The 18,262-nt window shown below is 70.0% G+C and carries 20 protein-coding genes; 13 read left to right on the top strand and 7 right to left on the bottom strand.

The window, feature by feature from the left end; translation table 11 throughout:
• The first annotated feature begins 18 nt into the window (after nt 1-18).
• The 5 genes from C5B97_RS15925 to C5B97_RS15905 all read left to right on the top strand — a co-directional run bounded on the left by C5B97_RS15925 (nt 19) and on the right by C5B97_RS15905 (nt 4,060).
• Complete coding sequence (locus tag C5B97_RS15925; protein ID WP_104312960.1) at nt 19-996, top strand: DNA topoisomerase IB; 978 nt, start codon at nt 19-21, stop codon at nt 994-996.
• A gap of 136 nt (nt 997-1,132) precedes the next feature.
• Nucleotides 1,133-1,681: a type 1 glutamine amidotransferase domain-containing protein gene (locus C5B97_RS15920; protein ID WP_104312959.1), complete on the top strand. Its 549-nt coding sequence runs from the start codon at nt 1,133-1,135 to the stop codon at nt 1,679-1,681.
• Nucleotides 1,682-1,880: 199 nt separating this feature from the next.
• Nucleotides 1,881-2,267: a hypothetical protein gene (locus tag C5B97_RS15915; protein ID WP_104312958.1), complete on the top strand. Its 387-nt coding sequence runs from the start codon at nt 1,881-1,883 to the stop codon at nt 2,265-2,267.
• 147 nt (nt 2,268-2,414) lie between these two features.
• Complete coding sequence (locus tag C5B97_RS15910; protein ID WP_104312957.1) at nt 2,415-3,692, top strand: phosphotransferase family protein; 1,278 nt, start codon at nt 2,415-2,417, stop codon at nt 3,690-3,692.
• Nucleotides 3,689-4,060, top strand: coding sequence for a hypothetical protein (locus C5B97_RS15905; RefSeq protein ID WP_104312956.1), 372 nt, complete (start codon nt 3,689-3,691; stop codon nt 4,058-4,060). The genes C5B97_RS15910 and C5B97_RS15905 overlap by 4 nt, the downstream gene beginning before the upstream one ends.
• A gap of 42 nt (nt 4,061-4,102) precedes the next feature.
• Here C5B97_RS15905 and C5B97_RS15900 read toward each other — a convergent pair whose 3' ends face one another.
• Both C5B97_RS15900 and C5B97_RS15895 read right to left on the bottom strand, forming a co-directional pair.
• Nucleotides 4,103-4,759, bottom strand: a complete 657-nt coding sequence (locus C5B97_RS15900; RefSeq protein ID WP_104312955.1) for a response regulator transcription factor — start codon at nt 4,757-4,759, stop codon at nt 4,103-4,105.
• On the bottom strand, nt 4,756-6,342 hold the full coding sequence (locus C5B97_RS15895; RefSeq protein WP_146080842.1) for a cell wall metabolism sensor histidine kinase WalK: 1,587 nt from the start codon (nt 6,340-6,342) through the stop codon (nt 4,756-4,758). The genes C5B97_RS15900 and C5B97_RS15895 overlap by 4 nt, the downstream gene beginning before the upstream one ends.
• 148 nt (nt 6,343-6,490) lie before the next feature.
• On the opposite strand from C5B97_RS15895, the gene C5B97_RS15890 reads away from it, so the two are divergent.
• Together C5B97_RS15890 and C5B97_RS15885 are read left to right on the top strand one after the other, a co-directional pair.
• A complete protein-coding gene (locus tag C5B97_RS15890; protein ID WP_244296265.1) occupies nt 6,491-6,823 on the top strand; it encodes a tryptophan synthase subunit alpha in 333 nt (110 codons plus the stop codon).
• 71 nt (nt 6,824-6,894) lie between these two features.
• Complete coding sequence (locus tag C5B97_RS15885) at nt 6,895-7,593, top strand: metal-dependent transcriptional regulator (protein WP_104312953.1); 699 nt, start codon at nt 6,895-6,897, stop codon at nt 7,591-7,593.
• A gap of 11 nt (nt 7,594-7,604) precedes the next feature.
• Here the strand turns inward: C5B97_RS15885 and C5B97_RS15880 are convergent, their stop codons facing one another.
• The 3 genes from C5B97_RS15880 to C5B97_RS15870 all read right to left on the bottom strand — a co-directional run bounded on the left by C5B97_RS15880 (nt 7,605) and on the right by C5B97_RS15870 (nt 10,340).
• A complete protein-coding gene (locus C5B97_RS15880; RefSeq protein ID WP_104312952.1) occupies nt 7,605-8,468 on the bottom strand; it encodes a metal ABC transporter permease in 864 nt (287 codons plus the stop codon).
• A 148-nt stretch (nt 8,469-8,616) separates the two neighbouring features.
• Nucleotides 8,617-9,393 carry a metal ABC transporter ATP-binding protein gene (locus C5B97_RS15875; protein ID WP_219819822.1) on the bottom strand — a complete coding sequence of 259 codons (777 nt, stop codon included), beginning with the start codon at nt 9,391-9,393 and terminating at the stop codon, nt 8,617-8,619.
• Nucleotides 9,390-10,340 carry a metal ABC transporter substrate-binding protein gene (locus C5B97_RS15870; protein WP_104312951.1) on the bottom strand — a complete coding sequence of 317 codons (951 nt, stop codon included), beginning with the start codon at nt 10,338-10,340 and terminating at the stop codon, nt 9,390-9,392. Before C5B97_RS15870 ends, C5B97_RS15875 begins: the two co-directional genes overlap by 4 nt.
• Before the next feature lie 154 nt (nt 10,341-10,494).
• On the opposite strand from C5B97_RS15870, the gene C5B97_RS15865 reads away from it, so the two are divergent.
• Both C5B97_RS15865 and C5B97_RS15860 read left to right on the top strand, forming a co-directional pair.
• Nucleotides 10,495-11,466, top strand: a complete 972-nt coding sequence (locus tag C5B97_RS15865) for a pentapeptide repeat-containing protein (RefSeq protein ID WP_258068311.1) — start codon at nt 10,495-10,497, stop codon at nt 11,464-11,466.
• A 95-nt stretch (nt 11,467-11,561) separates the two neighbouring features.
• Complete coding sequence (locus C5B97_RS15860; protein ID WP_104312950.1) at nt 11,562-11,936, top strand: VOC family protein; 375 nt, start codon at nt 11,562-11,564, stop codon at nt 11,934-11,936.
• Nucleotides 11,937-12,084: 148 nt separating this feature from the next.
• Here the strand turns inward: C5B97_RS15860 and C5B97_RS15855 are convergent, their stop codons facing one another.
• Complete coding sequence (locus C5B97_RS15855; RefSeq protein ID WP_258068310.1) at nt 12,085-12,930, bottom strand: PhzF family phenazine biosynthesis protein; 846 nt, start codon at nt 12,928-12,930, stop codon at nt 12,085-12,087.
• 181 nt (nt 12,931-13,111) lie between these two features.
• Between C5B97_RS15855 and C5B97_RS15850 the strand changes: the two genes are divergently transcribed.
• Nucleotides 13,112-13,594: a hypothetical protein gene (locus C5B97_RS15850; RefSeq protein WP_179557820.1), complete on the top strand. Its 483-nt coding sequence runs from the start codon at nt 13,112-13,114 to the stop codon at nt 13,592-13,594.
• Nucleotides 13,595-13,768: 174 nt separating this feature from the next.
• On the opposite strand, the gene C5B97_RS15845 is transcribed toward C5B97_RS15850, so the two are convergent.
• Nucleotides 13,769-15,379: an HNH endonuclease signature motif containing protein gene (locus C5B97_RS15845; protein ID WP_181027046.1), complete on the bottom strand. Its 1,611-nt coding sequence runs from the start codon at nt 15,377-15,379 to the stop codon at nt 13,769-13,771.
• Between the two features lie 160 nt (nt 15,380-15,539).
• On the opposite strand from C5B97_RS15845, the gene C5B97_RS15840 reads away from it, so the two are divergent.
• The 3 genes from C5B97_RS15840 to C5B97_RS15830 all read left to right on the top strand — a co-directional run bounded on the left by C5B97_RS15840 (nt 15,540) and on the right by C5B97_RS15830 (nt 18,247).
• Complete coding sequence (locus C5B97_RS15840) at nt 15,540-16,124, top strand: TetR/AcrR family transcriptional regulator (protein ID WP_181027045.1); 585 nt, start codon at nt 15,540-15,542, stop codon at nt 16,122-16,124.
• Nucleotides 16,125-16,220: 96 nt separating this feature from the next.
• Nucleotides 16,221-17,066: a sugar phosphate isomerase/epimerase gene (locus C5B97_RS15835; RefSeq protein WP_104312948.1), complete on the top strand. Its 846-nt coding sequence runs from the start codon at nt 16,221-16,223 to the stop codon at nt 17,064-17,066.
• Nucleotides 17,063-18,247, top strand: a complete 1,185-nt coding sequence (locus tag C5B97_RS15830; RefSeq protein ID WP_104312947.1) for a Gfo/Idh/MocA family protein — start codon at nt 17,063-17,065, stop codon at nt 18,245-18,247. The genes C5B97_RS15835 and C5B97_RS15830 overlap by 4 nt, the downstream gene beginning before the upstream one ends.
• Nucleotides 18,248-18,262: the final 15 nt, after the last annotated feature.

Here is an 18,262-nt window from a genome sequence, read left to right as displayed (position 1 = left end):
AGGTGCTAGCCAAGACAGATGGTTCGACTGCGAAGGTGGACGCCGACTCAATCCGCGTGGACGCGGCAGGCAGCCGGGAGCGGTTTCAGCTACCGGGACGAGCGCGGTGAGCGCATCGTCGACCCCGTGGTGCGCGCTCGACTCGCATCGCTCGCCATCCCGCCCGCGTGGCGGGACGTGCGCATCGCGCCGCACGAGAACGCCCACGTGCTGGCGGTGGGCGTGGATGCGCTTGGCCGCACCCAGTACATCTACCATCCCGACTGGACCGCGAAGCGCCAGATCGTGACCTTCGACCGGGCCCTCGAGCTCTCGCGCGTGCTGCCGTCGGCGCGCCGCGCGGCGACCCGCGCGCTTCGCACGGTGAATGACGGACGTGAGGCATCGCTCGCGGCGAGCTTCAAGCTCCTCGACACGGCGTTCCTGCGCGTCGGGAGTGAGCGGTCCGCGAAGCAGTTCGGGCACCGCGGACTGACGACGCTCCTGAACCGGCACATCTCGCTGCAGGATGAGCAGGTGCTGCTCGAGTTCAAGGGCAAGAGCGGGGTGCCGTGGAGCGCCCTCATCGAGGATCTCGAACTCGTCACGTTCCTCGGAGAGCGCAGGGAGAGCGGGTCGCCGGGGCGGCGCATCCTCTCGTGGAAGGACGGGCGAGCGTGGCGTCGCCTCTCGGCTCGCGAAGTCAACGACGACATCAGGGCGCGCACGAGGGGCGAGTTCACGGCGAAGGACTTCCGCACGCTGCACGGCACGGTCTTCGCCGCGAGTCGACTGGCCGAGCTGGGAGTCGGGGGAACGGTGCGCGAGCGCACGTCACTTGTGGCGCAGGCGGTGCGGGACACCGCCGAGCTGCTCGGGAACACGCCCGCGGTCGCGCGGTCGAGCTACATCGATCCGAGGGTCATCGAGGCCTACGGCCAGGGTCGAGTCGTCGAGCCGGGGCGCGGGTCCGGGGAAGCGGCGCTGCGGAAGCTCCTCTTGGGCTCGTCCAGCTGACGGCCAGGTCGCGCACACGGGCCGTCCACGTTTCGGGGAGGTCCGTGCGAGACAGTAGATGCCTGCTCGTCGCGGGAGCACATCCCGGTTGCGATCGAGCAGCGCACTCTTTCCCCCGACGAAAGGACGATCAGCAATGACGACTCTCGACACCAAGCGCGTGGCCTTCCTCCTCACGAACGACTTCGAGGACAGCGAGCTCACGAGCCCATGGGGCGCCGTGACCGAAGCCGGAGGCGATGCGTCACTCGTCTCACCCGAGTCCGGCAGCGTGAAGGGCAAGAACGGGCACGAGCAGGCCGTCGACGTCGCCTCGGGCGACGCCAGAGCGACTGACTTCGACGCGCTTGTCCTGCCCGGCGGAGTCGGCAACGCGGACCTGCTCCGCCTCGACGAGGCGTCGGTCAGCTTCGTGCGCGACTTCTTCGAGGCGCACAAGCCGGTCGCGGTGATCTGCCACGGCGCGTGGATCCTCACCGACGCGAAGGTGCTCGACGGGCGCACGCTCACGAGCTTCCCGAGCCTCAAGACCGACCTCATCAACGCTGGCGCGACGTGGGTCGACGAAGAGGTCCACGTCGACCAGGGCCTCGTCTCGAGCCGAACGCCAGACGACCTCCCCGCCTTCAACGCGAAGCTCGTCGAGGAAGTCGCGGAGGGCAAGCACCGGGGCCAGACCGCCTGATCGGCTCCAGCTCTTGATGTGAGGGGCGGGTGGATGCACGCATCCACCCGCCCCTCACGCGTCCGCGCCTGCGCGGCGGCGCCCGCGCGAAGATGAGGCCGCTCTCATCTTCAGACCACTGTGCGTCTCATGAACGCTCACGAGACTTGGGGCTACCGGGGCGAAGTCACGCCTCGGCAGTCAACAGGAGGCAGCAGCCATGAACAAGAAGAAGAACACCTGGATCATCGTCGGTTCGGCCAGTGCCCTCGGTCTCGGCATCCTGACCGTCGGCGGGGCGGGCGTTGCCAACGCCCTCGAGGTGCGCGACGTGCCCGGTGAGCAGCTCACCCTCTCGACGCCGTCGGCGACGAGCAGCCCAGCCGCATCCACGACCCCGTCGGCCTCCCCATCGACGGGCACCAGCGCCTCACCGACCGCGACGCCCGTCTTCAGCTCCCCGAGCCCCGTCTCGGCGCAGGCCCCGCAGAGCGTGCCGACAGTCCAGAGCCCCGTGTCCGCGCAGAGCCCGGTGAGCGCCCAGAGCCCCGTCTCCGCGCAGAGCCCGGTGAGCGCGCAGACGCCGCCGTCCGTCCCGAGCGCGTAGTCGGCGTTCTCCACAGCTGAGCACGTTCCCGGGCTGTCGCGCTGCGACCCCGGTAGGTTCGAGGCAGAGCCGCGGGACGCTGCGGCCGAGAACTCAGTTCGACACTCAGCACGACAGCAGCTCAGCGCAGCGCCGCAGGAGGAGCACATGTTCGCAGCAGCCAGGCAGGTGATCGAGGCCGTCGCCACGGGCACCGGCCGCGAGGTGGCGTCGGTCACGCTCGCCTGCGCTGAGCCGAGCGGCGACGGCGTGCTTGCCGGTTACGACGTCGAGCTCGCCTCGCTGCAGGGACCGGACGAGCGCATCCGTCTGTTCATCGACACGGCGACGAACCCCGCGGCCGCTTCAGTCGCCGGCGAATCCCAGCAGTGGACCACCGTGCAGAACCCCGCGACCCGCGAGCAGGTGCGCGTGTGGCGCTACCCGCACGACCCCGCCCTTCCCGCCCTCCCCGCGACGGCGTTCCCCGACTCCGCGCGCGAGACCGCGGCGCGCTTCGGCGCCGTCGGCGAGGGGCAGCTCGAGATGCTCGCGTACCGGCCAGGGCGCCGGGCAGTGCTGCGTCTCGCCGGCCCCGAGGGGACCCTCTTCTTCAAGGTCGTCCGACCGGGGCACGCGGAACCGCTGCATCGCATCCACGAGGAACTCGCCGGTGCGGGCGTGGCAGTGCCGCGAAGCCGAGGCTGGAGTGAGGCAGGGCTCGTCGCCCTCGAGCGCATGCCGGGCGTCCCCGCCGACTCGCACGTGCCACGAACACCGGATGCGCGGCTCGCGTTCCTGCGGGAGCTGCAGTCACTGGTCGCGTCCATCGGCGCCGCCAGGGTCTCCCGCGGGGCCCGCGCGAGCCTGACGGCGGGACTCGACTGGTACCTGCTGCGCCTCTACGACCTCCTCCCCGCGCGCAGGGCCGACATCGATGGGGTGGCCGCGTGCATCCGCGCGGAGGTCGCCCGTGCGCGCCCGGGGCCGGCGCGCACCGTGCACGGCGACCTCCACCTCGGCCAGATCTTCGTCGAGCCGCACGCCCAGACCGACGGCCGCGCCACGATCACGGGCGTCGTCGACATCGACACGGCGGGCGTCGGCGACCTCGCCGATGACCTCGGCGGACTCTATGCACACGCGATCGTGACCGCCCTCACGCATGACCTCTGTGGAAGGGCCGAGCTCCGGACCTCGACGTTCGAGCTCGCCGAACTCGTGCGCCTCGCGTGGGGCGACTTCGCGCACACCTGGAACAGCCCAGGACAGGCCGGAACGCTCACCGACGACCCCGACCTGAGCATCCGCGCCAACGCGGTCGCCCTCACCCATCTGCTCTCGCACGCCTTCGGCGCGGCGGTCCGCGGCGGGGCCGGGCTCGACGCGCTGCCGGACCGCATCCTCGACTTCGCCGTCGCACTCTCGAAGGAGCCGAGACGATGACCAGCCAGAAGCCCCGCCCGCGTTGGCTGGTGCTTGCCCTCACGAGCGCCGGCGCGCTCGCGATCGCGCTCGCCGGGGTCACGTTCGCTCAGGCCATGTCGCTGCGCTCGTCACCGGGTGAGTCCCTCGACGTCGGGCCCATCGTCGGTGCGCAGACGCCCGTGACGACCATCAGCGTGACCCCGTCGCCGACTGCCCCGGCTGGCACCGGCTCGCCGTCGCCCAGCAGCGTGCCGGACCCGGTGCAGCCCTCACTGCCGACGGGGAGCATCCAGGCGCCCGTGCCGGTCGACCCCGTCGGGCCGTCGCAGATCGACGACGACGACGACGATGATGATGACGACGACGATGGGGACGACGAGGACTGACCTGCGGCGCGGACGCATCCCGTCGGGGCGCCCGAGTTCGCCTCAGCGCAGGCGGTAGCCCATGCCGCGCACCGTCTCGATGCGGTCCGCACCGATCTTGCCGCGCAGATAGCGCACGTACACGTCGACGACGTTCGAGCCAGGATCGAAGTCGAACCCCCACACTCGGCTCAGCAACTGCTCGCGGCTGAGCACCTGACCGGGGTTCCCGAAGAACTGCTCGGCGAGGCCGAACTCGCGCGCCGAGAGGTCGATGTCGGCGCCGTTCACCCGCACGCGGCGCGTTCGGAGGTCGAGCAGCAGGTCGTCATGCGTGAGCTCGGTGGCCGCCACCTGGCCCGCGTCTCGAAGCCGCAGGCGGATGCGGGCGAGCAGCTCGTCGAACTTGAACGGCTTCGCGAGGTAGTCGTTGGCCCCACCGTCGAGGCCCCGCACTGTCGCCTCGACCGAGGTCCGGGCCGTGAGCATGATGACGGGCACGGCGTTGCCCTCGGCGCGCAGCCGGTCGAGGACTTCGAAGCCATCGAGCCCTGGGAGTCCGACGTCGAGGAGCACCAGATCGAAGTCACCGCCGCGGGCGAGCTCGAAGCCGTCGGTGCCGTTGGCCGCGACCGTCACGGCGTAACCGCTCGACTTCAGGCCCTTCTCGACGAACGAGGCGATGCGCGCCTCGTCTTCGACGACCAGGATGCTGCTCATGCGGGGTCCTCTCGCTGGGGTTCGGAAGTCGTGTCGGTCGGCTTCGAGGCGAGTCCGGCGTCGGCACCGGGCAGCACGATGCTGAACATCGATCCGACGCCCGGTTCGCTCTCGAGTTCGACCCGCCCGCCGTGGCCGCGCGCGATGGACTGCACGATCGACAGTCCGAGCCCGGATCCCGTCTGGCTGCGCCCCGTCTCGGCCCGCCCGAAGCGGTCGAAGACGCGCTCCTGGGCTGACGCGGGGATGCCGACGCCCTCGTCGCGCACCCACAGGCGCAGCTCACCGCGCGCATCCACGAGACTCCCGAGGCCGACCCGGGAGCCCGCTGACGAGTACTTCGCCGCGTTGTCGGCGAGCTGGAGCCAAGCCTGCGTGATGCGCCGCGCGTCGACATCGACGACAACGGGGGCCGTCTGCTCGAGCACCCATCGGTGCGCCGAGAGGGCGCTCGCCTTCGCATGCACCTGCTCGGTCAGCTCGAGCACGTCGCACGGCGCCAGGCTCAGCAACCCCTGCTGCTCGCTGACGGCGAGAGCCTCGATGTCGTCGATGAGCTCGCTCATCCGGTCGAGCTCATCGAGGGCCAGGGCAACCGTCTCTCTGGTCTCTGCGGGATCCGTCGGGTCGAGGATCTCGAAGTGTCCGCGCACGATCGTGATGGGGGTCTTCAGCTCGTGGCGCACGTCGTCGAGCAGCTGCCGTTGGGCGGTGAGGGAGCCGTCGAGGCGGTCGAGCATGCCGTTGATCGTCGCGGTGAGGGCCGACACGTCGTCGTGGCCGACGACAGGGATGCGCGCGGATCGGTTGCTGCCCGTGATGGAGGCCGCCGTCTCCCGCAGCTCGCGCAGGGGCCTGAGGAGGCGGCCCGCGACGAACCAGCCGACAAGCCCGACCACGATGAGGGCGGCGACGGCGACCAGAGAGTAGGTCTGGAAGGTGCTGTTGGTGTCGGCGAGCTCGGCACGCAGGTCGTAGGCCGCGAGGTAGAGGGCCGTGCTCGAGCCGTCGCCCACCGTGAACGGCACGGCCACATACCGGAGCGCGTGGGTGGCGTCGACGAAGGTGCCCATACGCACCGAGCCGTCGGCGGTCTCGCTCACGGCTCGTTCGACGAGCGCGGGCAGGTCGACGAGCGAGAACGGAGTCGCGGTGGACGGGATGAAGGCGGGCGCCCCGTCGATGAGCCCGAGGGCTCCCTCGTTGCGTTCCGGGATGAGGCGCTGCATGACGAGCTCGAGCGCCTCGGTGGAGTTCGCGAACGTCCGGGCGGCGTCTGGTGCGGTCGCTGACGGGCTGGCACTCGCTGACGGGCCGGCGGTCGCCGACGGGGTGGCCGAATCGGGCGTCGTCGGCGCCGCGAGCTCCTGCCCGCTCACGAGCCCGCGCACGCTCTCGGCCACCGTGGTGAGGCGCTCGTCGACGCCAGTGAGCACGCGCTCGCGGGCGGCGACGTAGCTCGTGGCGCCCGCGACGACCATGCCGAGCATCGTGACGAGCAGGATCGACGCGAGGATGCGCACCCGCACCGAAGATCGCGGCCGCACCTCCAGCCGCGCCTCGCCCGCCGTCATCACCCGCATCCATCGATTATCTGGGGCGGAGGAGTCCAGATCCTGGCAGGTGAGAAGACTCTCACGCGGGGCGCCCCGGGCGGCGTCTCTCCACAGGCGCACCCGGTCCACTCCACAGGGTTCAGCGGGATGACGAGGTGGCGCGTAGGCTCGTCGCGTGGAAACCGAGCGCTACGAACTGACCAGGCGAGCCAGCCTGGAGGTCCTGCGCGCCGAGGCGCAGGACGAGCGCGAGACGATGATCTACGCGCGCGCCCGCAACGGGGAGGACCCGTGGCGCTTCATGCAGGAGCTGCCGACCGTCGACGAGCTGGTCGTGCTGCTCATGCGCGCCGAAGCGCTCGAGCGGGGTGGCGACGAGGCGCCGGAGAGCGGCGCTCACGACGCGCAGCTCATGCGCCGCATCGCGACCGAGTACCCGCCGCTCAGCACCACGGTGTGGACGATGCTCGCGGGCGAGAGCCGCTTCGGCGACCGCTGGAGCGCCTGACCCTCGGCCGTCGCGACGGTCGCGTTCCGGGCATCCGCGCGCCGCGCACCCTGCCCCGTAGGCTTGTCCGCATGTCGGTGTCAGAACTCTCGGTGAGCGCGCAGAACTACCTCAAGGTGGTCTGGAGTCTCCAAGAGTGGTCGGATGCGCCCGTCACGGCGACGATCGTCGCCGAGCGCCTGCAGCTCCGGCTCTCGACCGTGTCCGAGGGCATCCGAAAACTCGCCGACCAGGGCCTCCTCGAGCATGCCCGCTACGGCAGCATCTCGCTCACGGCTGAGGGTCGCGCGCACGCGCTCGCCATGATTCGCAGGCACCGGCTGCTCGAGACGTTCCTCGTCGAGGTGCTGCACTACGGGTGGGACGAGGTGCACGACGAGGCCGAGAACCTCGAGCATTCGGTGTCCGACCTCATGGTCGAGCGGATCGACGCTCTGCTCGGGCACCCGGAGCGCGACCCGCACGGCGACCCGATCCCGTCCGCAGCCGGAGAGGTGAGCATCCCGCAGGCTGTTCTGCTCAGCAGCCTCGACGTGGGCGCGCGCGTTGTCGTGGAGCGCATCTCCGACTCCGATCCCGAGCTGCTCAAGTACTTCGCCGCGAAGGGGGTCACCGTCGGGGCGCGACTCGAGATCGACGAAAGCGACCCGTACTCCGAGTCGCTGGTGCTGAGCGTCGTGGATGCGGCCCCCGGCGCGGACATCGCGATTGCGCCCCAGTTCGCCCTGGGCCCAGTGGCCGCCCGAGCGGTCTGGGTGACGTCAGCCTGACAGCGTGATCGCTACGCGACCTTCGCGCGGCGACGCGCGACGACGCGCGACGTGACGAGCCCCTGCGTTGGCGAGAGCAGGTAGGCGAGCAGGAACGCGACGCCCTGCGCGAGCACGATCATGCCGCCCGACGCCGCGTCGAGGTAGTAGCTGGCGTAGAGGCCGATGGCCGAGCAGACGACCGACACGATCGGGGCGATGACGAGCATCCGCGCGAAGCTGCGCGTGAGCACGGTCGCGGTGGCTCCCGGGATGATGAGCATCGCGACGACGAGGATGACGCCGACGGTCTGCAGCGCGACGACGGCCGTCAGCGCGAGGAGCCCGAGGAGCGCGCCGCGCAGGAGGCGCGGGTTGAGGCCGATCGCGTGGGCGTGCGTCGCGTCGAAGGCGACGAGTGTGAAGTCGCGCCGCTTCACGAGCAGCACGACCGCGACGATGGCGGCGAGGATGCCGATCTGCACGAGGTCGGTGTTGCTCACGCCGAGGAGGTTGCCGAAGAGGATGTGGCTGAGGTCGGTCTGGCTGGGGGTGACCGAGATGAGGACGAGGCCGAACGCGAACAGGGTCGTGAAGACGATGCCGATCGCCGCGTCCTCCTTCACCCTGCTCGTGTCGCGGATGACGCCGATGAGTCCGACGGCGACGAGCCCGAACACGAGGGCACCGAGCGCAAACGGTGCGCCCACGATGTAGGCGAGCACGACCCCGGGAAGGACAGCGTGCGAGACGGCGTCGCCCATGAGGGACCAGCCGATGAGGACCAGCCAGCAGCTGAGGAGGGCGCAGACGATGGCCGTGATGATCGTCGTGATGAGGGCCCGCACCATGAACTCGTAGCCGAGCGGCTCGAGGACGAGGTCGACGAGATTCATGCGCGGTCTCCATCTCGGGGTTCGCGGTGCTCGCGGCGTTCGCCGTGCGCGCCGCACGCGCCTCGCCCGTCGCGGAGAGTTGTGGATGGTTGCTGTCGCGGCGGAGGGAGGGTGCACTTCGTCACAACTCTGGCGGCGGATGCGGGGCTCATGCGGCCGCCCCCTTGCCGGTGTCGATGCCGAAGGCGAGGGCCAGGTTCTCCGGTCGGATGATCTCCTCGGGGCTCGCGTGCAGGAGGACGCGCCGGTTGAAGAGCACGGCCTCGTCGGCGAGTTCGGGCAGGGAGCCGAGGTCGTGGGTGGCGATGAGGATGCAGACGCCCTGCGCCGCGAGCTGGCGAAGGAGGCGCGTCATGGTCGCCTGGGAGCGCGTATCCACGCCGGCGAAGGGCTCGTCGAGCAGCAGCACCTGGGCCTCCTGGGCGATGCCGCGGGCGACGAAAGCGCGCTTGCGCTGCCCGCCGGAGAGCTGCCCGATCTGGCGCCCCGCGAGGTCACTCAGCTCGACGCGCTCAAGCGCCGCATCGACGGCGGCGTGGTCGCGCGCCTTCGGTCGCCTGGTGATGCCGAGGTGCCCGTAGCGGCCCGTCATGACCACATCGCGCACCGAGAGCGGGAAGTCCCAGTCGACCTGCTCGCTCTGCGGGACGTAGCTGACGCTACCCCGCTTGCGCGCATCCGCCGATGTGCCGCCGAGGATGCGGACGGTGCCCGCATCGGGGCGGACGACGCCCATGATGGACTTGAAGAGCGTCGACTTGCCGGAGCCGTTCATGCCGATGAGGCCGCACACCCGCCCCGGCGAGATGGCGAGGGTGGTGCCGTCGAGCGCGAGCACCTCGCCGTAGTGCACGGTGAGGGCGTCGACCTCGATGGCGGGCAATGTTGTGGTGCCGGCAGGTGCGCCGGTGGATGCTGGGCTCACGAGGTGCCTCCCTGCTCGCCGGTGAGGCCGGCCACGATCGTGTCGACGTCGTGCCGGATGAGGTCGAGGTAGCTGGGCACTGGGCCGTCCTCCTCGCTCAGCGAGTCGACGTAGAGCGTGCCGCCGAACTCGGCGTCCGTGGCGTCGACGGCCTGACGCATGGGTGCATCCGAGACGGTCGACTCGCAGAACACGGCGGGCACGCCGTTGTCGCGCACATGGTCGATGACGCCCGCGATCTGCTGCGGCGTGGCCTGCTGCTCGGCGTTGACGGGCCAGATGTAGACCTCCTCGAGTCCTGCATCGCGGGCGAGGTAGGAGAAGGCTCCCTCGCACGTGACGAGCGCGCGCTGCGAGGTGGGGAGCGGTTCGATCGCGGCGACGAGCTCGTCGTGCACGGCCTGCAGTTCGGCCTTGTAGGCGGCGGCGTTCTCCTCGAAGATGCTCGCGCTTGCTGGCGCGAGGTCGGCGAACGCGGTGGCCATGTTGTCGACGTAGAGCTGCACGTTGAGGGGCGACATCCAGGCATGCGGGTTGGGGAGACCCGCGTAGGCGTCGCCCGCGATCGGCACCTCCTCGACGCCGTCGCTGACGACGACGTGCGGCACATCCATGCTCGCGACGAACTGCTCGAACCAGGCCTCGAGGTTCATGCCGTTGTCGAGGATCAGGTCGGCCTCGGAGGCCTTCGCGATGTCGAGAGGGGTCGGTTCGTACCCGTGGATCTCCGCGCCGACCTTGGTGATCGACTCGACCCGGAGCTCGTCGCCGGCGACCTGCCTGGCGATGTCGGCGAGCACCGTGAAGGTGGTGAGGACGACGGGGCGGTTGTCGTCCTCGGCGGTGGGGGCGCAGGCGGTGAGGGATGCGAGCGTGACGAGTGCGAGGCCGGCCGCGACGATGCGGGTGGCCTTCCGTCTGGCTGCATGCAGCACGGGGGTCAGCATGCCCAGAGCATAGCGCTACGGTGAGGGGAAGAACAATGTTCGGTGCGCCGAACTTTACTCGTGGGGCCGGGCCGCTCTTGCCCGCTCAGAGTGATCCACAGGGTGAAAGGCGCTCAGCCGGGTCATGCGGATGCGAACGTAGGCTGTGGCCACGATGTCACCAGGCGACCCCGGCGAGCAGCTGCGGCACCGGCCGAGCGTGCCGATGCCGCTCACCGTCGACCCCGTTTCGGGTCGAGCGGCCGAGCCTCGGTCCGGAGGATCCACCGGGGGCGTCTCCGGCGCAGGGCGCGGCCCGGATGCAGACGACACGCGCTTCCAGAGCGACTGCGCGCGCTGCGTGGCGCTCTGCTGCTCGGCCCTCGCCTTCTCTCGGGGCGACGACTTCGCCCACGAGAAGCCAGCAGGCAAACCCTGCCGCAACCTCGACGAGAACCTCGGCTGCAGCATCCACGCGGTGCTCCTCGAACGCGGGTACCGGGGCTGTACCGTCTTCGAATGCCACGGCGCCGGACAGCGGGTTACCCAGGAGACCTTCGGTAGTGGCGACTGGCGCGACGGTGAGGGGCTGCGCGACGCGATGTTCGCCGTGTTCCCACTCGTGCGTCAACTGCACGAGGTGCTGTGGCTGCTGACCGAGGCGAGGCGGCGCACCGCCGACCGGCCGCTGCTGCGCCGAATCGACGCCCTGTTCGATCGTGTGGATGCGCAGGCCGCGTCACCCGATGTCGCGGTGCTGCGAGCAGCGGTCGAGTCGAGCAGGCCCGCCGCGGGCGACCTGCTGGGAGCCGTGAGCCGTGAGGTGCGACGGATGCACGCGCCCCGACGCCGCGCATCCGGGGCCTGGTCGCGAGTCGAGCCGCGCGGCGTCTACCTCGGCACCGATTTCTCCGGAGGCGACCTGCGCGCCGTCGAGCTGCGCGGGGCGCTGCTCATCGCGGCGAAGCTGCGCGGCTCGGACCTGCGATGGGCCGACCTCCTCGGCGCCGACCTGCGGGACGCCGAGCTGCACGGTGCCGACCTGCGCCACGTGCTGCACCTCACGCAACCGCAGCTGGCGGCGGCGTTCGGTGACGCAACGACCCAGCTTCCGGACTCGCTCACGCGGCCCCGCCACTGGAAGTGAGGCCGAGGCTGAGCGTGCGCGTCGTCTGGCAGATGCCGGTCAGCGTTCTTCCGTAGCGTGAGCGTGTTCTGCAGGCTGACACCCACGGAGGGGCCATGAGGATTCGCCGCACGATCGTCGTGTTCGACGCCGCTGACATCGAGGCCGAGAGTGCCTTCTGGGCGTCCCTGCTCGAGGGTACGGTCGAGAAGGAGGACGACTGGCACAGTGTCTACGCCGACGGCGAGTGGAGGCTCGGCATCCAGCTCGCTCCCGACCACGTGGCACCGAGGTGGCCTGACGGTCAACCCCCGCAGCAGATCCATCTGGACCTCTACATCGACGACCTCGACGAGGGGCACCGGAGAGTGCTCGAGCTCGGAGGCCGTCTCCTCAAGGCAAGCGACAAACCCGGCAGTCCCGACGAATTCGTGGTCTACGCCGACCCCGCGGGCCACCCGTTCTGCCTCTGCAAGGCACCCCAGGGCTGAGCCGGGGCGCTGCGCCGCGCTGACTCCCCGGGCCGGGCCGGGCCGGGCCGGGCTGCCATCGAGGGCGGACTTATGGTCGCTGAAGCGCAGGTTTGACGACCACAAGTCCGCTCTGGGCCGTGGCAGCCGCGAGGCGCAGCGGCAGCGGTTACGCGAGCGCGGTTCCCGTGAAGAGGGTGGTCGTGGCGCCGCCAACCCAGACGGCGCCGGAGTCGTCGACGGTCACGGTGATGTCGCCGGCGCGGCCAAGGCGCGCGCCCTGGGATACCCGCCAGCTCGAGCCCGGCGCGGCGCCCGTGCGGTGCATCCACTGGGCCGTCGAGGCGTTCATGCTGCCGCAGACCGGATCCTCGTCGACGCCGATGCGCGGCGCGAAGCTGCGCAGCTCGAACGCGTGCGCCGCCCCGGCCGGATACGCGCCGACGGCGCCGACCATGTCGTCGGGCAGCAGCGAGAAGTCGGGGTCGAGATCGAGCACCTCGTGCGCGGATGCGAGCTGCACGACCGCCCACCCGGGCCCGTTGTCGATCCACTGGTGGGCGACGACCTGTTCCTTGGTGATGCCATACGCCTCGATGATGCGCGCGAGGAGCTCCGGCTCGAGCGGACCGCTGCGGAGGGTCGGCGGGGCCGCGAACGACACGCGCCCCGCATCGACGCGCACCTCCACGAGTCCGGCGCCGCACTCCTGGATGATGCGCCCGCCCTTCTTCGGGGTACCGCCGTTCTCGAGCCAGGCGTGCGCCGAGCCGAGCGTCGGGTGCCCGGCGAACGGCAGCTCGCCGCCCGGGGTGAAGATGCGCAGTCGGTAGTCGGCCGCGTCGTCGGTGGTGGGCAGCACGAACGTCGTCTCGGAGAGGTTCGTCCATCGTGCGATGCGCTGCATGTCGTCGCGCGTGAGTCCTTCGCCGTCGAGGATGACCGCGACGGGGTTGCCGAGGTAGGGGGTCTCGGAGAAGACGTCGATTTGGGCGAAGGGGCGCGAGGTGGTCACGGGGTGTCCTTTCGGAGGGGAGGCGGCGCGAACGAGGCGCGTGCGGCAACCGTAGGGGTGTGGTGGCGGGAAGCGCTCGTGCCAATCGCTCGCAGTTGGACTTGAGGTCCAATCCGGAGGTGTGGACCTGTCCCGCGCGGGGGTCCACGGATCGCTCAGGCTCGGCCGCAACAATCGCACCATGAGCGACGAGAACACGCGAGCGCCCGGGGCCGACGACGATCAGCGGGAGCGCCGAAGCGCCGAGCATCTGCCGCCGGAAGGCGTCGACGAGGCGACCGTCGCTGCCGTGGGGAAGCTCACTGAGGCGCTCGAGATGGTCGACCAGGCGCGCGGGCTGCTCTACAGCTTCCACCGGTTGACGGGGGCTGCCGACCTGGCGTTGGGTGAGGCATCCGATGCACTGCGGGACGCGGGGCACGATGAGCTCGCCGACCGGCTCGACTCGGAGCTGGTCGGCCGCAATGTGATCGAAGGGCGGTGGACGTTCCAGATCGTCGAGGATTACGACGACACCTACTGGGAGCCGTTCCGGGCGGCAGAACGCGACGTCAGGGAGCAGCTCGTCGCAGGCCGGCGTCACCTCGCCGAGGCTGCGATGAAAGAGGACCGGCGCACGCACGGCGCCCGCCATCACGAGGCTCGCCCCGTCGACGAGATCTAGAGAGCCGCTGAACCGGCACGGGCAACGGCACCGGACCCGCACCGGAAGTGCCCGCTGCGCTGCCACCCCCACCGGAAGGGTCCGTGGCATGTTGTGCGTACGTGTGCGTACGTGTGCGGCGCGTTCGGCGCGTTCGGCTCAGCGGTGAGCGTGGCAAGTACCTCGTTGTGTCTCTCAGAACGGTGGTGGGTCGCCGGGAACATCGTTGGGTTCTGGGGCTCGGGTGCGCTCGGTCTCCGCAACAGAGTCTTGGGGCGGTGCCGCAGGTGTCTCGTATTCGTCGTTGCGTGTGAAGTAGACGTCGTGGTGTTCGGGTCTGTCTGTGAGGATCTTGCCGCTGGGGGTGCGCAGTTGCATGACGCCGCCGTCTAGTTGGGTGACGGTCCAGGCGGTGGCGTGTTTCATGACGTGGTGGTGTTTACAGAAGCCGCACAGGTTCTCGAGGGTGGTTTTGCCGCCGTGTTCCCAGGCGTGGGTGTGGTCGAGGTCGCATCGGGTCGCGGGCTGTCGGCAACCGGGCCAGCGGCAGTGAATGTCGCGGGCAGCGAGGAAGGCGCGCATGGCTGCGCTGGGTCGGTAGGTGTCGACGGCCGTGACGGTGCCGGTGATGGGGTGGGTGAGGATGCGCACGAACGAGGTTGCGGTGCCGGCGAGGCGGACCGCTTCCTCGAAGGGCACCGGGATCATGCCATCGAGCAGCGCCGGAGCCGGGGTGAGACGGGCCGCGCCAGCAACACAGCTCGCCGCACCACCACCACGAACGCGTGAGCCTGGGCCTCGGCCGCTGCCTGGTCCGCTGCCTGTGCCGCTGACAGCACCGTTCCCGCCCAGCTTGGTGAGGGCGGTGAGGATCGGGATCGTGAACTGCACGTTCGCCTGGATACCTGCCGCCGCCGCGCAGGACATCGGGTCGGAGGTCAGGAGCATGTCCGTGAACAAGTCGGCCTTGACCTCGTCCATGGTGCGCTCATCCGGCGCGTCTGAAACATTCGGCCCATCTGTAAAGTCCGGCACGCCCGAAGCCTCTTGTGCGTCCGGAGCGTCTGAAGCCTCTGGCGCTCGCCGTGCCTGGGCGGGCTTCGGTCGTGCCCTGATGAGCGCCTTGCCCTGCTTCCGCAGCCGGTCCGCGATGGCTTTGCCCTCGATCAGCGGGAGCCGGGCACGCAGCATGCACATGCCGTTCTCCGTCGCCGTCACCGACACGTACCGCGTCTTCCGCGCCCGTTCGTGCCGCTCGGAGACGGACTCCTCCGTCAGCGACTCCGCGACGCGGGCCGCGGCCATCCGCAATGCCTTCGGCGGCAACACCCGAGAATCCAGCTCGGCGAGCATCACCCGCACGAACTCACCCCGTCGCGCGGACTGCTCAGCCGCGTCCGCATGCGACACCGACAAGCCAGCACCCGTGAGCACCCGAAGCTGCTCCTCGCTGAGCTTGCCTTCCCCGAGCGCGTCCACGAAGCCAGGGAACTCGCGCACCGCGATCCCAGCATCCGACAAAGCCCCCTCAGCCGCCGCTTGCCCGATTTGCTCGATCAACGCGATCTCCGCCGCGAGCGACTGCACGTGCATGGCATGCTCCTCGGTGCCATCAAGCTCATCCAGAACCGACGCCATCTCCGCCAACTTCGCACGCACCCGCACCTGATCCGCGGCCACAGCGGCCGCCATGACCGCCAGATCCGCATCCCAATCCAGCAAGAACTTCCGCCACGCCAACACCGACACCGGGTCGTGAGGATCAAGCCCCAAGACCTTCAGCGGTTCACCGTCGTACGAGTTCATACCCGAATCTTGGACCGCACCACCGACATTTCGGCTCGCCGAGCCCTCAGTGGCTGAGAAAACCCCGATCAGGCAGCAGGTCTTATCGGTCTGGACCATGGGGTCATTGCGTCCGGCTTGTTCCCGCCAGCCCTGCCACCTCCCGGCTACGATGCTGGGCGTGGCAGCAGACGGAGCGCGGGGTCGGTACGCGAAGGGTGTCGAGCGCAAGCGCGAGATCTTGGCGGTGGCGTACGAGACGCTCCGCGAGACGGGCGCGAGCGGGGCCTCGCTGCGCGCGATCGGCGAGTCCATCGGGGTCTCTCACGGCATGCTGACGCACTACTTCGGCTCCCGAGAGGGGCTGCTCGTCGAGGTCATCCGCGAGCACGACCGCGTCAACGACGAGCGCATGCCGGATTCCGTCTCGCTCGTGGAGCGGATGCGCCTGAGCGCCGAGTTCAACGTGCGGTTCCCCGGCATGGTCTCGCTGTTCACGGAGATGCTCGCGAAGTCGGTCGAGGCTGGGGATGGTCCTGCTCGTTCGTTCTTCACGGCTCGGTTCGCCCGGGCGAGGGTCGAGCTGGCGGCCGAGGTCGGCGGCCAGCTCGCGGCGCTGCCCGAGGAGCGCCGCGCGGACGCGGCCATGCTCGTCGACCTGATCATGGCCGCATCCGACGGGCTGCAGGTTCGCTGGCTCCTGGACCCGAGCGTCGACGTCGCGGGCACGCTGGGGTTGCTCGAGAGGCTCGGCCGAACCGGCTGAGCCGAGAATGAAAGTTGCCAACTGGCAATTTTCTAGTAGCGTCTCTCCTGAGAGCGAACCGCGACGCGGCGGGCGCCCACCGACACAGGAGTCAACGTGCCCACCACCCGACCAGCAGCACCCGGCACCCCACAGGAATCGCAGCGCCCGGCGACGTCGTTGCAGCTCTACAGCATCAACTCGCACCTCGAGGCCGACCTCGACGGCACCCTCGCGAGACTCGCCGAGATCGGGGTGCGCAACGTCGAGGCGTTCGCGTTCGTCGACCGCGCCGAGGAGCTCGCCGCGGCCTTCGAGCTGCACGGCATCGCCGCCCCGACGGGGCACGCCATGCTCGTCGCGAACGAGGTCACGCGAGACGGCGTGACGACGCCGGTGCCGGGTCACGCGACCACATTCGAGGCGGCGAAGAAGCTCGGCATGCGGTACGTCATCGATCCCGCCGTCTTCGACTGGTCGACTCGCGATGCGGTGGAGGCGACGGCCGCGGCGCTCAACCAGGCCTCGAAGGAGGCCGCCGAGCATGGACTCCGCGTCGGCTATCACAACCATGCGTGGGAGCTCAGCAACCGCATCGACGGCGTCCCGGCCCTCGAGTACTTCGCTGGGCTCCTCGACGACGAGGTGGTGCTCGAGATCGACGTCTACTGGGCGCACATCGGCGGCGTGGAGGCACCCGCTCTGCTCGCTCGCCTCGGCGACCGCGTCAAGGCGCTCCACATCAAGGACGGCCCCAAGGTTGAGAACCCGTTCCTGACGGATGCCCCCTTCGACCCGTCCGGTCTCGGCCAGGTTCCGGCCGGCCAGGGCGTCATCCCGCTCGGTGCGGCCCTCGACGCCGCCCCGTCGGCCGAGTTCGCCGTCATCGAGTTCGACCACTTCGACGGCGACATCTTCGCCGCGATCGCCGCCAGCTTCGACTACCTGGAGAACCGCGCATGAGCCTCCCGCAGGCAACAGCAGCCGCTGCAGCATCCACATCAGCGCCGGGTGCCAAGCGCGGCCCCGTGGGCATCGGCATCATCGGCACCGGCATGATCAGCGACGCGTATCTCGTCAATCTCGTGCGCTTCCCCGACGTGCGAGTCGTCGCGCTCGGTGATCTGAACGAGGCGCTCGCCGCCGAGAAGGCGCAGACCTACGGCGTTCCCTTCTCGGGCTCGCCGGCGTCGGTCCTCGCGAACGAGGAGGTCGAGATCGTCATCAACCTCACCATCCCCGCGGTGCACGTGCCTGTCGCCCTCGACGCGATCGCGGCGGGCAAGCACGTGTGGATCGAGAAGCCCATCGGCATCAACCGGGAGGAGGCGAAGGCCCTCCTCGTGGCCGCCGACGCGGCCGGCCTGCGCGTGGGAGTGGCGCCCGACACGGTGCTGAACCCGGGCATCCAGACCGCCCTGCGGCACCTCGCGGCGGGTGCCATCGGCACCCCGCTCACGGCGCGCACCATGATGCGCTACTCGGGCCCCGACCTCTTCCACCCGAACCCGGCCTTCCTGTTCGCCCAGGGTGGCGGCCCCCTGCTCGACATGGGGCCGTACTACGTGACGACGCTCGTGAGCGCCTTCGGCCCTGTCCGCAAGGTCTACGCGACGGGATCGACGGCCAAGGAGACGCGCACCGTCAAGCTCGGCCCGCTCACCGGGCAGTCGTTCCCCGTCTCGGTGCTGACGCACGTGGATGCGCTGGTGACGTTCGAGAGCGGGGCGAGCGCGCAGCTCACCTTCAGCAACGACTCCCCGCTCGCCGAGATGGGCACGGTCGAGATCATCGGGGCGGGCGGGATGCTCCTGACCCCGGACCCGAACCACGCCGATGGGGGCACGAGGGTCGCCAGGCACCCGCAGGAGTACGCGGAGGTGCTCGAACCGACCTGGGAGGACTACCCGGAGGAGGGCACGGTCACGGGCCGCGGCTACGGTGCGCTCGACATGGCGCGGGGCATCCGGGAGGGGCTCCCGCACGTCGCGACCGGGGACCTGGCGCTGCACGTGCTCGACATCATGCTCGCCATCGAGGAGTCGGCGGCCGCCGGGGAGGTCGTGGTCATCGAGAGCACGGTCGATCCGGTCCCGCTCGTCGACCACACGCGAGACCCGTTCGCGGCGACGCTCAGCGTCTAGGGGATTGCTCTCCTG

The organism is Pseudoclavibacter sp. RFBB5 (assembly GCF_002931555.1).
GTDB lineage: Bacteria > Actinomycetota > Actinomycetes > Actinomycetales > Microbacteriaceae > Pseudoclavibacter.
This window is presented reverse-complemented; position numbering and strand designations above follow the sequence as displayed.

Bases quoted from the DNA above. Each gene is read 5' to 3' on its own strand.
- C5B97_RS15925 (WP_104312960.1), top strand. From the start codon at position 19: ATGGTTCGACTGCGAAGGTGGACGCCGACTCAATCCGCGTGGACGCGG.
- C5B97_RS15920 (WP_104312959.1), top strand. From the start codon at position 1,133: ATGACGACTCTCGACACCAAGCGCGTGGCCTTCCTCCTCACGAACGAC.
- C5B97_RS15915 (WP_104312958.1), top strand. From the start codon at position 1,881: ATGAACAAGAAGAAGAACACCTGGATCATCGTCGGTTCGGCCAGTGCC.
- C5B97_RS15910 (WP_104312957.1), top strand. From the start codon at position 2,415: ATGTTCGCAGCAGCCAGGCAGGTGATCGAGGCCGTCGCCACGGGCACC.
- C5B97_RS15905 (WP_104312956.1), top strand. From the start codon at position 3,689: ATGACCAGCCAGAAGCCCCGCCCGCGTTGGCTGGTGCTTGCCCTCACG.
- C5B97_RS15900 (WP_104312955.1), bottom strand. From the start codon at position 4,759: ATGAGCAGCATCCTGGTCGTCGAAGACGAGGCGCGCATCGCCTCGTTC.
- C5B97_RS15895 (WP_146080842.1), bottom strand. From the start codon at position 6,342: ATGCGGGTGATGACGGCGGGCGAGGCGCGGCTGGAGGTGCGGCCGCGA.
- C5B97_RS15885 (WP_104312953.1), top strand. From the start codon at position 6,895: ATGTCGGTGTCAGAACTCTCGGTGAGCGCGCAGAACTACCTCAAGGTG.
- C5B97_RS15880 (WP_104312952.1), bottom strand. From the start codon at position 8,468: ATGAATCTCGTCGACCTCGTCCTCGAGCCGCTCGGCTACGAGTTCATG.
- C5B97_RS15870 (WP_104312951.1), bottom strand. From the start codon at position 10,340: ATGCTGACCCCCGTGCTGCATGCAGCCAGACGGAAGGCCACCCGCATC.
- C5B97_RS15865 (WP_258068311.1), top strand. From the start codon at position 10,495: ATGTCACCAGGCGACCCCGGCGAGCAGCTGCGGCACCGGCCGAGCGTG.
- C5B97_RS15860 (WP_104312950.1), top strand. From the start codon at position 11,562: ATGAGGATTCGCCGCACGATCGTCGTGTTCGACGCCGCTGACATCGAG.
- C5B97_RS15850 (WP_179557820.1), top strand. From the start codon at position 13,112: ATGAGCGACGAGAACACGCGAGCGCCCGGGGCCGACGACGATCAGCGG.
- C5B97_RS15845 (WP_181027046.1), bottom strand. From the start codon at position 15,379: ATGAACTCGTACGACGGTGAACCGCTGAAGGTCTTGGGGCTTGATCCT.
- C5B97_RS15830 (WP_104312947.1), top strand. From the start codon at position 17,063: ATGAGCCTCCCGCAGGCAACAGCAGCCGCTGCAGCATCCACATCAGCG.